Genomic DNA, 15088 nt, shown 5'->3' on the forward strand with positions numbered 1-15088 from the left:
CACCACCGGCGTCCCTCCGGAGCTTAGGCTGGGAGGCAGTCACGGCCGGGGACGACGGACCGGCCCGCGGAGGGAGTTCGCACGGTGCCCAAGTCCAAGGTGCGCAAGAAGTCGGTCTACACGCCCCCGGCCGACGTGCTGGAGGCGCGCGGAACCCGCGCCAAGGCGGCGCAGCCCAGCCCCCGCTGGTACGCCGCCCTCATGGTCGCCCTCATGCTGCTGGGCCTGGCCTGGATCGTCGTGTACTACGTGGCCGGCGACAAGATCCCGCTGATGGTCTCCCTCGGCGCGTGGAACTTCGCGATCGGCTTCGGCGCCATGGTGGCCGGCCTGGTCATGTCGATGCGCTGGCGCTGAGCAGGTCCCCATCCCTACACGAGGCCCTCGTCCCCCTGGGAACGGGGGCCTCGGTCGTTCCCGGCTGGGGATTCTGTGCACAGCGCCCCGCCCCGTCCACAGGTCGACATGACGCTCCACCCCCAGGGTTGTCCACCGAGTGTGGAGAGAGGGACCCGGTCGTCACACTGCTGACCTGCTATTTCGCCGTCGTTGAGACTCGTGGGACGACGTCCCCACCGGCGTAACTACACCCGTGTGAGTCTTTCCCCAGCTGTGCACACAGCTGTGGAGAAGTCGACATGTGTGCCTGCGCGGGGCGGTGACCTGCGGCTTTCCCTTCCCCGGGGGGTGGGGATCCACACGCGCGGCGCTCACCGTGCGCACCGGTGCGGGCACACCCGCCGCCCTGTGGACCGGGGAGCTGGCAGCCTGGGGCCGTGCAGTGGTCCCCCCGGGCGGCCGAGACGGCCGCGCTCGCCGCGATCGGACTCGGCCTCGCCCTCGCCGTCCTGCTGGTGGACCCCCTGGGCCGGGTGCTCGTGGGCGCGGCGGCCCTGCTGGTGCTCGGGCTGGCGGCGCGCGACGCCCTGCTGCGACCCCGGCTGTCCGCCGAGCTGGACGGCGTGGTCGTCCGAACCCTCGTCGGCCGCCGGCTGCTGCCCTGGGGCGGGCTGCGGGTGCAGGTGCGCACCACGTCGCGCTGGGGACTGCGCAGCCGCACGCTGGAGCTGGACACCGCCGCGGGCCCGGACGACGACGGCGTCCTGGTGCTGCTGGGGCGGCGCGACCTCGGGACCGACCCGGAGGAGGTCGCGCGGGCCCTCCGGGAGCTGGCCCGCTAGAGGACGGCGACCGTCGGCACGGTCAGGCAGAGCACGAGCAGGACGACGGCGAGCACCACCACGCCGGCGATCTGCACCGGCCGGCTGCGCCGGGCGCCCACGAGGAGCGCGCTCGCGGCGATGCCGGCGACCAGGCCACCCAGGTGGCCGACGATGGAGATACCCGGGACCAGGACGCTGACGAGCACGTTGATGACGAGCAGCGTCACGATGCCCCGGAGGTCCTGCCGGCGGGCGACCATGAGGACGGCGAGCCCGCCCATGAGGCCGTACAGGGCCGTGGAGGCGCCCGCGACGGGGATGCCGGGGTGGCTGAACAGCTCCACGGCCGCCGCGCCGCCGAGGATCGACAGGAAGTACAGCGCCAGGTAGCGCCAGCGGCCGAGGGCGTGCTCGAGCTCGGAGCCGAAGATCAGCAGCGCCAGCATGTTGAGCGCCAGGTGCACCGGGCCGACGTGCAGGAACGCGGCGGTGACCAGCCGCCACACCTCGCCCTGGTCGACCAGGATCGGGTACTGGGCGAGCCAGAAGAAGACCGTCGAGTCGTAGTTGTCGAGCGGGTTGTGCCCCGCCACACCGGCGGAGACCGCGGTGACGACGAACATCGCGACGTTGACCGCGATGAGCGTGAGGGTCACCGGCCCCCAGCGGCGCCCCGCCGACCGCACCCCGCCGCCGCGGACGCGGCGCACGCCGGCCTGCCCGGCGCGCACGCACTCCGGGCACTGGAACCCGACGGAGGCCGGGACCATGCACTCGGGGCAGATCGGCCGCCCGCAGCGGGTGCAGGAGATGCCGGTGGCGCGGTCCGGGTGCCGGTAGCAGGTGGTGGTCGGCGGGGCCGGCTGGGGCTCGCTCAGCTCCGCTGCACCTCGACCGACTGGATCACGACGTCCTCGACCGGGCGGTCGTTGCGGCCGGTCGACACCTTGGAGATGCGGTCGACGACGTCGCGGCTCTCCTGGTCGGCGACCTCGCCGAAGATGGTGTGCCGCATGTTCAGGTGCGGGGTCTTGCCGACGGTGATGAAGAACTGCGAGCCGTTGGTGCCGGGGCCGGCGTTGGCCATGGCGAGCAGGTACGGCCGGTCGAACTGCAGCTCGGGGTGGAACTCGTCCTTGAACTGGTAGCCCGGACCGCCGTAGCCCTGACCGAGCGGGTCGCCGCCCTGGATCATGAAGCCGTCGATGATCCGGTGGAAGATCGTGCCGTCGTACAGCGGCTCGGTGGTCTTCTGCCGCGTCTCCGGGTGCGTCCACTCCCGGCGGCCCTCCGCCAGGTCGGCGAAGTTCGCCACCGTCTTCGGCGCGTGGTCGGGGAACAGGTTCACGCGGATGTCGCCGTGGTTGGTGTGCAGGACGGCGCTGCGCGCGGGAGTCGATTCGGTCACGTCCCCCACTCTCCCACCCCGCGCTGTGCGCGGGGTGGGAGGGGAAGCAGCCGCAGGACCGTGAGCAGCCACGGGACGGCGAACAGCGCGCTGGCGAGGACGTCCGTCGGGTGGTGCGCACCGCGGTAGAGCCGGGCCGCGGCCACCGAGACGACGACGAGGACGGCCAGCCCGGCCACCCACCGGCGCCGGCGCCCCCCGGTCGCCGCGACCGCGATGGCCGCCACCGCGCCGTAGAGGCAGATCGCGGCCGCGGTGTGACCGGACGGGAAGCTGGACGTCGGCGGCAGCTGCCCGTCCAGGTGCGGCACCTCCGGCCGCGGGCGGTCGACGAGCGCCGTCGTGGTCAGGAAGACCGCCAGCTCGCCGCACAGCGCGACGGTGAGGACGACGACCGGCCGCCAGCAGCGCCAGGCGACCCCGGCGGCCACGGCGACGACGGCGGCCACCGCGACCACCACGGTCGTGTCGCCCAGCTCGGCGACCGGACCGGAGGCGGCGTCCAGGGCGGCCGTCCGGTGCCCGGCCAGCCAGCGGACCAGGCCGTCGTCGAACCGCTCGAACCGATCGCCCTCCTGCGCCCGCGTCAGCAGCCACCCGGCGCCGAGGGTGCCGGCGAGCAGCACGAGCAGGGTCAGCAGGAGGCCGACGGTCACCGCACCGGGCCGGACCGGCGCCAGGACCGTCCGGGGAGGGCGGACGTCGGTCATGACCGGAGGGTGCCGCCGATGCGGGTCGCGCGCCGCTCGGACCGGCTCGTCCCCGATCGGGGAGGGGTGGAGACGAGGGGAATCGAACCCCTAACCCCCGCCTTGCAAAGGCGGTGCTCTGCCAATTGAGCTACGTCCCCGGGGGTGACCCGGAGGTGTGGGGTCTAGCGCACGGTGGGGGTGCTGACCGCGCCGGGGCCGCTGGTGGCCTCGTGCCACAGGTCGGCCTCCGCCTTGCCGGCGGAGCGCTTGCGGATCGCGGTGATCGCGCCGGCGACGGCCGCCGCGAGGGCCAGCTTCTTCAGCACGGGTTACCTCCTCGGGGCGCCGGGGCCACCGGCACACGGGTGGGCCTGGGAGGACTTGAACCTCCGGCCTCATCCTTATCAGGGATGCGCTCTAACCGCCTGAGCTACAGGCCCGTGAACCTCGAACAGTTTACCCGGCCTCAGGACGGGGCCGGGCGCCGGGGTCCTAGTCCCGCTCGGACAGGGTCAGCTCGAGGCCGCCGACCAGGTCGGAGCAGAGGTTGTAGATGAAGGTGCCGACGGTGCACAGCGCGGTCATGAGGACGACGTTGATCGCGCCGATGACCGCCGCGCCGCCGAAGACGATGCCCGGGGTGATGACCTCGCTGCCGCCGTCGCCGCCCGAGGCGCTGCCGAGCTGGCCGAAGAGGTCGTTGAGGGTGTCGAAGACGCCCAGCCCGGAGAGGACGCCGTAGAGGATCCCGACGGCCACCATCCAGATGAAGAACAGGGCGATCGACAGCACCAGCGAGATCTTGAAGGCCGACCAGATGTCGACGTGCCGCAGCTGCAGCCGGGCCCGCCGCGGGCCGCGACCGGAGGCCTTGCCCGGCCGGCCGGGCTTCTTGCCGCCGGCCGGCGCCGCCACGGCACCGGCGGGGGCCCCCGCCGGTGCGACGGGGGCACCGGCGGGAGCAGCGACCGGCGCGACCGCGGGGGACGCGCCGGTCGCCGGGGGCACGGCGCCGCCGGCCGGGACGCCGGCGGCCTGGGCACGCTGGCTCCCGGTGGTGGGGATCGCCTGCGTGGTCGAGACCGACGCGGCGGCCGGGTCGCCGGCGGCGTCCTGCGTGCGCACCGAGCCCTGCCGGTCGCTCATCCCAGTCTCCCGTCCCCCGGCGCCGCGCGCCGCTCGCTGTCGACCGGTCCGCCGGGTGCCGAGCAGCACCCGGGGAGCGGTCAGGTCCGTGGTTCGACAGGACGCGGTCCGTCCATCGCAGGTTACGACGCGGAGCCGGACCCTCGCCTGTCAACGCTCACCCTAGGCTGAGGCCTCGTCATTGTCCGTGGTACGAGCGATGGCCACGATGCTCACGTCCTCCGGCAAGTTCATGAGCTTGACACCCATCGTGGCGCGGTCCTTGTTGTGGCGCACGCCGTTGACCGGCGTCCGGATCACGCCGCCGCCCGAGGTGATCGCGTAGAGCTCGTCGCCGAGGGTGACGGCCAGCGCGCCGACCAGGTTGCCCTTGCGCGCCTTGGGGTCGGCGGTGAGCACGCCCTTGCCGCCGCGGCCCTGGGCCGGGTAGTTCTCGATCCCGGTCCGCTTGGCGAAGCCGCGCTCGGTGGCCACCAGGACGTCGACGCCCTCCTCGACCACGATCATCGACAGCAGCGCGTCGTCGTCGGACAGCGAGATGCCGCGGACGCCCTCGGTGGCCCGGCCCATGGGCCGCAGCGTCGTGTCGTCGGCCTTGAACCGGATCGACATCGCCTTCTTGGTGACCAGCAGCAGGTCCTGCTCCGGGTCGATCAGCGCGGCGCCGATGAGCTCGTCGCCCTCGCGCAGGTTGATCGCGATGATGCCGCCGCTGCGCGGGGAGTCGAAGTCGGTCAGCCGGGTCTTCTTCACCTGGCCGTTGGCGGTGGCGAGGACCAGGTACGGCGCGACGCCGTAGTCCTTGATCTGCATGACCTGGGCGATCCGCTCGTCGGGCTGGAACGCCAGGATGTTCGCCACGTGCGCGCCGCGGGCGGTGCGGTTGGCCTCGGGCAGCTCGTAGGCCTTGGCCCGGTAGACGCGGCCCTTGTTCGTGAAGAACAGGATCCAGTCGTGGGTGGAGCCCACGAAGAAGTGGTCGACGATGTCGTCCTGCTTGAGCTGGGCCCCCATCACGCCCTTGCCGCCGCGGCGCTGCGACCGGTAGAGGTCGCTCTTGGTCCGCTTGGCGTAGCCGGTGCGGGTGATGGTGACGACGACCTCCTCCTCCGCGATGAGGTCCTCCATGGAGACGTCGCCCTCGTTCGGCACGAACTTGGTGCGACGCTCGTCGCCGTACTTGTCGACGATCTCCTTGAGCTCGTCGCGGACGATCTGCCGCTGGCGCTCCGGCGAGGCGAGGATGGCCTGCAGGTCGGCGATGCGGGCCTCGAGCTCGGCGAGCTCGTCGTAGATCCGCTGGCGCTCGAGGGCGGCCAGCCGGCGCAGCTGCATGTCCAGGATCGCGGTCGCCTGGATCTCGTCGATGTCGAGCAGCTCCATCAGGCCGCCGCGCGCGGCGTCGGCCGAGGCCGCGTTGCGGATCAGCTGGATGACCGCGTCGAGCATGTCCAGCGCCTTGGCCAGACCGCGCAGGATGTGCGCGCGCTCCTCGGCCTTGCGCAGCCGGTACTGGGTGCGCCGGACGATGACCTCGATCTGGTGCAGCACCCAGTAGCGCACCAGCTCGTCGAGGCGCAGCGTCCGCGGGACACCGTCGACGATCGAGAGCATGTTGCAGCCGAACGTCGTCTGCAGCTGGGTGTGCTTGTAGAGGTTGTTCAGCACGACCTTGGCCACGGCGTCGCGGCGCAGGGTGATGACCAGCCGGCGGCCGACGCGGTCGCTGGACTCGTCGGCGATCTCGCTGATGCCCTGCAGCCGGCCGTCGCGGACGGCATCGGCGATCGCCTCGGCCAGGTTGTCCGGGTTGACCTGGTAGGGCAGCTCGGTGACGACCAGCTGCACCCGCCCGCGGGTGTCCTCCTCGACCGTGACGACGGCGCGCATGCGGACCGAGCCGCGGCCGGTCCGGTAGGCGTCCTCGATGCCCTCGCGGCCGACGATCAGGCCGTAGGTCGGGAAGTCCGGCCCCTGGATGCGGGCCATGCAGGCGGTGAGCGCCTCCTCCGGCTCGGCCTCCGGGTGGTCGAGCATCCAGTAGACGGCCTCGGCGACCTCGCGCAGGTTGTGCGGCGGCATGTTGGTCGCCATGCCGACCGCGATGCCCGCCGAGCCGTTGATCAGCAGGTTGGGGATGCGCGAGGGCAGGACCAGCGGCTCCTGGTTCTTGCCGTCGTAGTTGGGCTGGAAGTCGACGGTCTCCTCGTCGATGCCGGCCATCATCTCCATGGCCAGCGGGGTCAGCCGGGCCTCGGTGTAGCGCATGGCCGCGGCCGGGTCGTTGCCCGGGGAGCCGAAGTTGCCCTGGCCGTCGATCAGCGGGTAGCGCATCGCCCAGGGCTGGGCCAGCCGCACGAGGGCGTCGTAGATCGCCGAGTCGCCGTGCGGGTGGTAGTTACCCATGACCTCACCGACGACGCGGGCGCACTTGACGTAACCGCGGTCGGGGCGGAAGCCCTGGTCGTACATCGCGAACAGCACCCGCCGGTGCACCGGCTTGAGCCCGTCGCGGACCTCCGGCAGGGCGCGGCCCACGATCACGCTCATCGCGTAGTCGATGTAGCTGCGCTGCATCTCCTGCTGGAGGTCGACCGGCTCGACGCGGTCGCGGAAGGGAGTCTCCGTCACGGTTTCAAGTCCTCAAGGTCCAGTGCGATGGCGACGTCGGGTCGGCCCCCTCGCAGGGGCCCACGCCCAGCGGAGCGAGGCGTGGGGGGCGAGGGGCTCCTCGATCAGACGTCCAGGAAGCGGACGTCCTTGGCGTTGCGGGTGATGAAGCTGCGGCGGGCCTCGACGTCCTCGCCCATGAGCACGCTGAACAGCTCGTCGGCGGTGGCGGCGTCCTCGAGGGTGACCTGGAGCAGGATCCGCGTCTCGGGGTTCATCGTGGTCTCCCACAGCTCGGTCGCGTTCATCTCGCCGAGACCCTTGAACCGCTGGATCGCGTCGTCCTTGGGCAGCTTGCGCCCGGCCTCGGCGCCGGCCTTGAGGACGGCGTCGCGCTCCTTGTCGGTGTAGACGTACTCGTCGCCGATCTTGCCGCCCCACTTGATCTTGTACAGCGGCGGCTGGGCCAGGTAGACGTGCCCGGCCTCGACCAGCGGCCGCATGAACCGGAACAGCAGGGTGAGCAGCAGCGTGCGGATGTGCTGGCCGTCGACGTCGGCGTCGGCCATGAGCACGATCTTGTGGTAGCGCAGCTTCGACAGGTCGAACTCGTCGTGGATGCCGGTGCCGAACGCGGTGATCATCGACTGGACCTCGGTGTTCTTGAGGACCCGGTCGATCCGCGCCTTCTCGACGTTGATGATCTTGCCGCGGATCGGCAGGATCGCCTGGAACATCGAGTCGCGGCCGGATTTCGCCGAACCGCCGGCCGAGTCGCCCTCGACGATGTAGATCTCGGAGTTGCGCGGGTCGGTCGAGCGGCAGTCGGCCAGCTTGCCCGGCAGCGAGTTGTTGTTGAGGACGTTCTTGCGGGCGAGCTTGCGGGCGTCCTGCGCCGCGCGGCGGGCGCGGGCCGCCGAGCTCGCCTTGGTGATGATCGTCTTGGCCTCGGACGGGTTGGCCTCGAACCAGTGCCCGATCTGCTCGTTGCAGATCCGCTGCACGAAGCCCTTGACCTCGGTGTTGCCGAGCTTGGTCTTCGTCTGGCCCTCGAACTGCGGGTCGCCGATCTTCACCGAGACGATCGCGGCGAGGCCCTCGCGGATGTCCTCGCCGGTGAGCTTGTCCTCGGCCTTGTCCTTGAGGAGCTTCTTCTCGACCGCGTACCGGTTCACGATGGAGGTCAGCGCCGCGCGGAAGCCCTCCTCGTGCGTGCCGCCCTCGTGCGTGTTGATGACGTTGGCGAAGGTGTAGACCGACTCGGAGTACGCCTCGGACCACTGCATCGCGACGTCGACCGACATGCGCATGTCGTTCTTGCCGGTGCCCTCGGCGGAGAAGCTGATCACCGACTTGTGGATCGGGCTCTTCTTCGCGTTGATGTGGCCCACGTAGTCGATGAGCCCGCCCTCGTAGTGGTACGTGACCTCGGTGGCCTCGAACGCCTCGGGCTCGGTGCCCGGCGCCGGCGCCACCTCGGCGACCGAGATCTCGTCGGCCAGGCCGGTCTCGGCCTTGCCCTGGCCCGGCCGCTCGTCGCGCAGGACGATCTTCAGGCCCTTGTTGAGAAAGGCCATCTCCTGCAGCCGCCGGCTGATGGTGTCGAACGAGTAGTGCGTCGTCTCGAAGATGTCGCCGTCGGCCCAGAAGGTGATCGCCGTGCCGCGCTTCTTCGTCGGGCCGACCTCCTCCAGCGGACCCGGCTTGGCGTGGTCGTAGGACTGGTGCCACTCCTTGCCGTGCGTCCACACGCGGACGTCGAGCCGGGTCGACAGCGCGTTGACGACGGTGACGCCGACGCCGTGCAGGCCACCGGAGACGCCGTAGCTCTTGCCGTCGAACTTCCCGCCCGCGTGCAGGACGGTCATGATCACCTCGACGGTCGGGCGCTTCTCGACCGGGTGCATGTCGACCGGGATGCCACGGCCGTTGTCCTCGACCCGGACGCCGCCGTCGGCCAGGAGCGTCACCTTGACGGTGTCGCAGTAGCCGGCGAGCGCCTCGTCCACGGCGTTGTCCACGACCTCCCACACCATGTGGTGCAGGCCGCGCTCGCCGGTGGAGCCGATGTACATGCCGGGGCGCTTGCGCACCGCCTCGAGCCCCTCGAGGACGGTGATGGAGCTGCCGGAGTACGAGTTGTCGGTCTTGGGTCGAGCGACCACGAGGGGCCTTTCTCTCGCGCAACCGGCGCGCGCGGGCCCGTCGACGCTGAAGGGCACGGAGGGCGCAGAACGGCGCTCAGCCGGTTGCTGGGGGTTTCCGTCGTCCAGTCTACCTGCCCCACTGACAGGAATGCCGTCGTCCACGCCCTCAGACGGCATCTGCGCCACAAACGACTCGCCAGCCACCACCGGTGCAGCCCCCGGGGGTGACACGCCGTCCCCGGGGCGCTCGCCCGGGCGGGCGGCTCAGTCGGAGAGCCGGGTCGGGTCCAGCCGGGCGGCCGAGCGGCCCTGCGACCGGTTCGCGAGCACGGTGACGACCCACAGGACGACGCCGATACCCAGCAGGATGCCGGCGATCCGGTACTGCTCGGCCGGCCGCCCCGCCCAGGGCGTGGCGAGGAAACCGCAGGCGAGCGTCCCGACGACCGGCAGCACGGTCGGCGTGCGGAAGTGGTCGCCGTCCACGTGGTCGCGGCGCAGCACCAGCACCGCGACGTTGACGACGGTGAAGACGCAGAGCAGCAGCAGCGCGGTGGTGCCCCCCAGCGCCGGCACCTGGCCGACGAAGGTGATGAGGCCGAACGCCAGCGCCGTGGTGAACAGGATCGCCGGCCACGGGGTGCGCCGGCGCGGGTGCACGCGGCCGAGGAACGCGGGCAGCACGCCCTCGCGGGAGAGCCCGTAGACCAGCCGGCTGGCCATGAGCATGTTGATCAGCGCGGTGTTGGCGACGGCGAACATCGTGATGACGCCGAACAGGCCCAGCGGGAAGCCGGGGGCGCCCGCCTCGACGACCTGCAGCAGCGGGGTGTCGCCCTCGCTGAGCCGGTCCGGCGGCACGAGCGCGATCGCCGAGATGGAGACCAGCACGTAGATCAGGCCGGTGAGCAGCAGTCCGGTGAGCAGCACCTTGGGGAAGATCCGCCGCGGCTCCTTGCACTCCTCGGCCATGTTGACCGAGTCCTCGAAGCCGACCATCGCGAAGAACGCCAGGCCGGTCGCGGCGACCACGCCCGCGAACACGGACCTGTCGCCGGTGTCGAAGTCGGTGACCCGGCCGAAGTCGCCCTCGCCGAAGCCGAGCGCCCACAGGCCCACGCCGATGACGATCAGCAGGCCGGAGAGCTCCACGCAGGTGAGGACGACGTTGGTCTTCACGCTCTCGCCGACGCCGCGCAGGTTGACCAGCGCGACCAGGGTCATGAAGCCGAGGCCGACCAGCGTGATGCCGACGCCCTCGCCGAGCCCGAGGTCGAAGACCTCGGCGAAGTTGGCGCTGAACGCCCGGGCGGCGGTGGACGCCGAGGTGATGCCCGAGCTCATCACCGCGAAGGCGACGATGAAGGTCAGGAAGTGCACGCCGAACGCCTTGTGCGTGTAGAGCGCGGCGCCCGCTGCCCGGGGGTACTTGGTGACCAGCTCGAGGTAGCTGAACGCGGTGATCAGCGCGACGAGGAACGCGATCAGGAACGGCAGCCACACGACCCCGCCGACCTCCGCGGCGACGGTGCCGGTCAGCGCGTAGATGCCGGTGCCCAGCACGTCGCCGACGACGAAGAGCAGCAGCAGGCCGGGTCCCATGACCCGCCGCAGGCCCGGCTGACCGCCGGCGCCGGCCCGTTCGTCGGTGGAGGTCTCCGCCATGGCGCGATCATGGTGCTGCCGGGAGGTGGTCGCGACTCGAGCGGGCGGACACTCGGGGGGTGGACGAGCCCGGGACTACCGCACCCCTGACCTGCCTGGTGACGGGCGCGACCGGCTACATCGGCGGGCGCCTGGTGCCCGAGCTGCTCGCCGCCGGCCACCGCGTCCGGGTGCTCAGCCGCTCACCCGAGCGGTTGCGCGACCACCCCTGGGCCGGGCAGGTGGAGGTCGCGCGCGCCGATGCCGCCGACGCCGAGGGGGTGGCCGCCGCCTGCGCCGGGGTCGACGTCGTCTACTACCTGATCCACGCGCTGGGGAGCGGGCCGGCGTTCGAGGAGACCGACCGGCGCACCGCCCGCGTGGTGGCCGGGGCGGCAGGCGCGGCCGGGGTGAGCCGGCTGGTGTACCTCGGCGGGCTGCAGCCCGAGGGGGAGGAGCTCTCGCCGCACCTGCGCTCGCGCGGGGAGGTCGCGGAGATCCTGCTCGGGTCCGGCGTCCCCACCGTCGTGCTGCGGGCGGCGGTCGTGCTCGGGTCGGGGTCGGCGTCGTTCGAGATGCTGCGGTACCTGACCGAGCGGCTGCCGGCGATGGTGACGCCCAGCTGGGTGCGCAGCCGGATCCAGCCGATCGCCGTCCGCGACGTGCTGCGCTACCTGGTCGGCTGCGCGACGCTGCCGCCGGAGGTGCACCGCTGCTTCGACATCGGCGGCCCCGACGTCATGACCTACGAGGAGATGATGCAGCGGTACGCGCAGGTGGCCGGCCTCCGCCGCCGGCGGATCCTCCGGGTGCCCGTGCTGACGCCGTCGCTGTCCAGCCACTGGGTCGGCCTGATCACGCCCGTCCCGGCGTCGATCGCCCGGCCCCTCGTCGAGTCGCTGCGCAACACCGTCGTCTGCGGCGAGCACGACATCGCCCGGTGGGTCCCCGACCCGCCGGGGGGCCTGCTGGGCTTCGACCGGGCGGTGGCGCTGGCGCTGCAGCGGGTCAAGGAGGCCACCGTCGCCACCCGGTGGTCGTCGGCCTCGGTCCCCGGTGCGCCGTCGGACCCGCTCCCCACCGATCCCGACTGGGCCGGCGGCAGCCTGTACGTCGACGAGCGGGTGCGCGGGACGACGGCGTCGCCCGAGGCGCTCTGGCGCGTGGTGGAGGGCATCGGCGGGGAGACCGGCTGGTACTCCTTCCCGCTCGCCTGGCGGGTGCGCGGGTGGCTGGACCGGCTGGTCGGCGGCGTCGGCCTGCGCCGGGGACGGCGCGACCCGGAGAACCTCTACGTCGGGGACGCCCTGGACTTCTGGCGGGTCGAGGAGGTGGAGGAGGGGCGGCTGCTGCGGCTGCGGGCGGAGATGCGGCTGCCCGGCCTCGCCTGGCTGGAGTTCCACGTGGAACACGGCCGGCTGCGGCAGAAGGCGACGTTCCACCCGCGCGGCCTGCTGGGCCACCTCTACTGGTGGGCCGTCGCCCCGTTCCACGGCATCGTGTTCGGCGGCATGGTCCGCGGCATCGCACGGACCGCCGAGGCTCACACGAGCAGCTGGGCCGCGGCGAGCTCGCGGTAGAGGGGGCTGGTCTCGACCAGCTCGGCGTGCGTGCCGCGGGCCACGGCCCGCCCGGCGTCGAGGACGACGATCTGGTCGCTGTCGAGCACCGTGGACAGCCGGTGCGCGACCACCAGCAGCGAGTGGTCGGCGGCCGCGGCGGCCGCGGCGGCGAGGGTGTCGCGCAGCAGCTGCTCGTTGCGGGCGTCGAGGCTGGCGGTCGGCTCGTCGAGCAGCAGCAGCGCCGGCCGGGCCAGCAGCGACCGAGCGATGGCCAGCCGCTGCCGCTCGCCGCCGGAGAGCAGCACGCCGTCGTCCCCGACCGGGACGTCGAGGCCGCGGGGTGAGCGCTGGACGATGCCGGTCAGCCCGACGTCGGCCAGCACCGCCCACAGCTCGTCGTCCCCGGCGTCCGGCGCGGCGAGCAGCAGGTTCTCCCGCACCGTGCCGGCCAGGACCGGGGCCTCCTGCTCGACGTACCCGAGCCGGCCGCGCAGCGCGGCGCGCGGCAGGTCGCGGACGTCGGTGCCCGTCCACCGGATCGCCCCGCCGGTGAGCGGGTAGAACCCCTCGATCAGCGCGAGCACCGTGGACTTGCCCGCGCCGCTCGGGCCCACGAGCGCGACGCGGCTGCCGGCGGGCACCGACAGGGACAGGCCGTGCAGCACGGCGGTGCCGTCGGGGTAGGCGAACGAGACGTCGTCCAACTCCAGCAGCGGGACCGCCGTCCCCGGCTCGGGCGCGCGGGGCAGCACGGTCGCCGCCCCGCGCTCGGGGCGCTCGTCGTGCTCGGGCTCGAGGGCGAGCACCTCGCGGATCCGGCCCAGCGCCCCCAGCCCGGTCTGGATCTGCGTCCACGCGCCGATCGCCTGGCCCAGCGGGATGACCAGCAGGAACAGGTACAGGATGAACGCGACCAGGTCGGCCACGCCGATCGAGCCGGTGGCCACCCGGTAGCCGCCCACGCCGAGGACGGCGAGGAACGCGCCCTGGACGGCGATCGCGCCGGCCGGGGCGATCAGCGCCTCCAGCCGCGCCAGCCGGACGCCGGCCGCGTACGCCCGGGTGGCGCTCCGGTCGACCACGGCCACCTCGCGGGCGGTGGCGCCGCTGGCCCGGATGGTCCGCACCGCCGACAGCGCCCGCTCGACCGCGGCCGTCATCGCGCCGACCGCCTCCTGCGCCTGCCGCGACAGCCGGCGCGCCCCGCGCGAGGCGGTGACCGCGACCCCCGCCCCCACGGCGACCGCGACCACGGTGACCACCAGCAGCCGGACGTCGACCAGTGCCATCGCGACCAGCGAGCCGAGGCCGACGACCGCCGAGCCGGCCACCTCGACCACCCCGGAGGTGACGGTCGCGCGCAGCAGCGTGGTGTCGGCGCCGACGCGGGACATCAGGTCGCCGGTGCGCCGGCGGTCGTACTCGGCGACCGGCAGCCGCAGCAGCCGGTCGGTCAGCGTCCGGCGGGTGGTGAGGACGACGCCCTCCGCCGTCCGCTGGAGCAGGAACTGCTGGGCCGCGCCGAGCAGCGCGGCGGCGACCAGCACGACGAGCAGGACGACGACCGGGAGCAGCAGCCCCTCCCCACGGCCGACGGCGTCGATGACCCGCGCGATGAGGACCGGCTGGGCCAGGGCCGCGAGGCCGCCCACCAGGCTGAGGACCGCGGCGAGCACGAGGGCCCGCCGGTGCGGGCGCAGCAGGGGGAGCAGGTCGCGCGGCCGGGCGGTGGCCACCTCGGCCGCGGCCGCCTCCGGCGCGGCGTCGGTGCCCACCGCCGGCGGCCGGGCTAGCTGCCGGCCAGCGCGGCGAGCACCGCGCCCAGCAGCCGGGCGTGGTGCTCGATCAGCGAGGGGCGGTGCCCGTCGGGCCGGATGGCCGCGACGTGGCCGGCCGCGGTCCAGAACTCGTCGCCGTCGTCGCTGCCGAGCAGCAGGCCGCGCAGCGTCGGATCGCCCACCAGGCGGCGCAGGTCGGGGCTGTCCTCCGTGGCGAGCAGGACCCAGCGCAGGTCGAACTCCTCGTCGCCGCTCGGGATCTGCAGCAGCCCGCCGGTGCCGTGCTTCCAGAACCGGGCCGGGGCCAGCCGCATGCGCGGGAGGGGCAGCAGGACCGGCGCGGCGGTGACGGCGTACTCGGGCACCCGGTAGCGGCGGGACTCGAAGACCACGTCGAACGCGACCAGGTCGGTGGTGCCGACCCGGCCGCGCACGACCGCCGCGGGGCGGTGGTCCTTGGTCAGCCGCACCGGCGCGGTGGCGATCAGCTCGGCCAGGACGGCGTCCTGCGGGCCGGTGCCGTCGCTGACCGCCCAGCCGTGCTGCACGGCCCAGGTCTGCGCGCCGACCAGGTCGCCCTGGTAGGCGAAGACCTGCTCGGCCGCCCCCGACGTGCGCCGCCGCGGCCCGCCGAAGAGGCCCCGCCGCGGCTCGCCGGCGGGCGGTCCCACCGGCGGCTGGTGCAGCGGCGGCTGGTCCGCGGGCGGCTGCTCGACGGTGTTCGGCTGGTGCTCGTCGCGCTGCGCCGGCGGCAGTGACCAGCCCGGCGGCTCCCACGCCGCCGGCTCGTCGGGCCGCGACGGGCCGCGGTCGGCGGGCGGCTGGTCGCCGCCCGCTCCGCCCAGGTGCGCCGGCTCCTGCCAGCCGGCGCCCTCGTCCCTGCGGTCGTCGAAGCCGTCCCGGTCCCTGCTCATCGCTGCCTCGTCCTCCTGTGACGG

At 73.1% G+C, this 15088-nt stretch carries 13 protein-coding genes and 2 tRNA genes; 3 read left to right on the forward strand and 12 right to left on the reverse strand.

Going from position 1 to position 15088, the window contains the following annotated elements; translation table 11 throughout:
- The first annotated feature begins 84 nt into the window (after positions 1–84).
- The gene (gene crgA, locus ACI8AF_RS09405) at positions 85–357 is read left to right on the forward strand and encodes a cell division protein CrgA (protein ID WP_456539431.1); all 273 of its coding nucleotides are present in this window, start codon (positions 85–87) and stop codon (positions 355–357) included.
- Between the two features lie 419 nt (positions 358–776).
- Positions 777–1181, forward strand: coding sequence for a PH domain-containing protein (locus ACI8AF_RS09410; protein WP_456539432.1), 405 nt, complete (start codon positions 777–779; stop codon positions 1179–1181).
- Here the strand turns inward: ACI8AF_RS09410 and ACI8AF_RS09415 are convergent.
- From ACI8AF_RS09415 to ACI8AF_RS09460, 10 genes are all read right to left on the reverse strand, one after another.
- Complete coding sequence (locus ACI8AF_RS09415; protein WP_456539433.1) at positions 1178–1933, reverse strand: rhomboid family intramembrane serine protease; 756 nt, start codon at positions 1931–1933, stop codon at positions 1178–1180. The genes ACI8AF_RS09410 and ACI8AF_RS09415 overlap by 4 nt on opposite strands.
- 104 nt (positions 1934–2037) lie before the next feature.
- Positions 2038–2571 (reverse strand): peptidylprolyl isomerase, encoded by a 534-nt coding sequence (locus tag ACI8AF_RS09420; RefSeq protein WP_456539434.1) that lies wholly within the window; start codon positions 2569–2571, stop codon positions 2038–2040.
- A complete protein-coding gene (locus ACI8AF_RS09425; RefSeq protein ID WP_456539435.1) occupies positions 2568–3281 on the reverse strand; it encodes a phosphatase PAP2 family protein in 714 nt (237 codons plus the stop codon). Before ACI8AF_RS09425 ends, ACI8AF_RS09420 begins: the two co-directional genes overlap by 4 nt.
- A gap of 67 nt (positions 3282–3348) precedes the next feature.
- A tRNA-Ala gene (locus ACI8AF_RS09430) sits at positions 3349–3421 on the reverse strand.
- Between the two features lie 24 nt (positions 3422–3445).
- Positions 3446–3589: a DLW-39 family protein gene (locus tag ACI8AF_RS09435; RefSeq protein WP_456539436.1), complete on the reverse strand. Its 144-nt coding sequence runs from the start codon at positions 3587–3589 to the stop codon at positions 3446–3448.
- Positions 3590–3629: 40 nt separating this feature from the next.
- Positions 3630–3703 (reverse strand) — tRNA-Ile (locus ACI8AF_RS09440).
- A gap of 52 nt (positions 3704–3755) precedes the next feature.
- Positions 3756–4409: a DUF3566 domain-containing protein gene (locus ACI8AF_RS09445; protein ID WP_456539437.1), complete on the reverse strand. Its 654-nt coding sequence runs from the start codon at positions 4407–4409 to the stop codon at positions 3756–3758.
- Between the two features lie 162 nt (positions 4410–4571).
- Positions 4572–7040, reverse strand: a complete 2469-nt coding sequence (gyrA, locus tag ACI8AF_RS09450) for a DNA gyrase subunit A (RefSeq protein WP_456539438.1) — start codon at positions 7038–7040, stop codon at positions 4572–4574.
- Between the two features lie 104 nt (positions 7041–7144).
- Entirely contained in the window at positions 7145–9184 is a 2040-nt protein-coding gene (gene gyrB, locus ACI8AF_RS09455) for a DNA topoisomerase (ATP-hydrolyzing) subunit B (protein WP_456539439.1), read from the reverse strand.
- Positions 9185–9430: 246 nt separating this feature from the next.
- Positions 9431–10831 carry an APC family permease gene (locus ACI8AF_RS09460; protein WP_456539440.1) on the reverse strand — a complete coding sequence of 467 codons (1401 nt, stop codon included), beginning with the start codon at positions 10829–10831 and terminating at the stop codon, positions 9431–9433.
- A gap of 59 nt (positions 10832–10890) precedes the next feature.
- Between ACI8AF_RS09460 and ACI8AF_RS09465 the strand changes: the two genes are divergently transcribed.
- The gene (locus ACI8AF_RS09465; RefSeq protein WP_456539441.1) at positions 10891–12390 is read left to right on the forward strand and encodes an SDR family oxidoreductase; all 1500 of its coding nucleotides are present in this window, start codon (positions 10891–10893) and stop codon (positions 12388–12390) included.
- On the opposite strand, the gene ACI8AF_RS09470 is transcribed toward ACI8AF_RS09465, so the two are convergent.
- Both ACI8AF_RS09470 and ACI8AF_RS09475 read right to left on the reverse strand, forming a co-directional pair.
- The gene (locus ACI8AF_RS09470; protein ID WP_456539442.1) at positions 12354–14147 is read right to left on the reverse strand and encodes an ABC transporter ATP-binding protein; all 1794 of its coding nucleotides are present in this window, start codon (positions 14145–14147) and stop codon (positions 12354–12356) included. The two genes, ACI8AF_RS09465 and ACI8AF_RS09470, sit on opposite strands and share 37 nt — an antisense overlap.
- A gap of 14 nt (positions 14148–14161) precedes the next feature.
- Positions 14162–15064, reverse strand: coding sequence for a hypothetical protein (locus ACI8AF_RS09475; protein WP_456539443.1), 903 nt, complete (start codon positions 15062–15064; stop codon positions 14162–14164).
- Positions 15065–15088: the final 24 nt, after the last annotated feature.

This window comes from Blastococcus sp. SYSU D00669, from assembly GCF_054050715.1.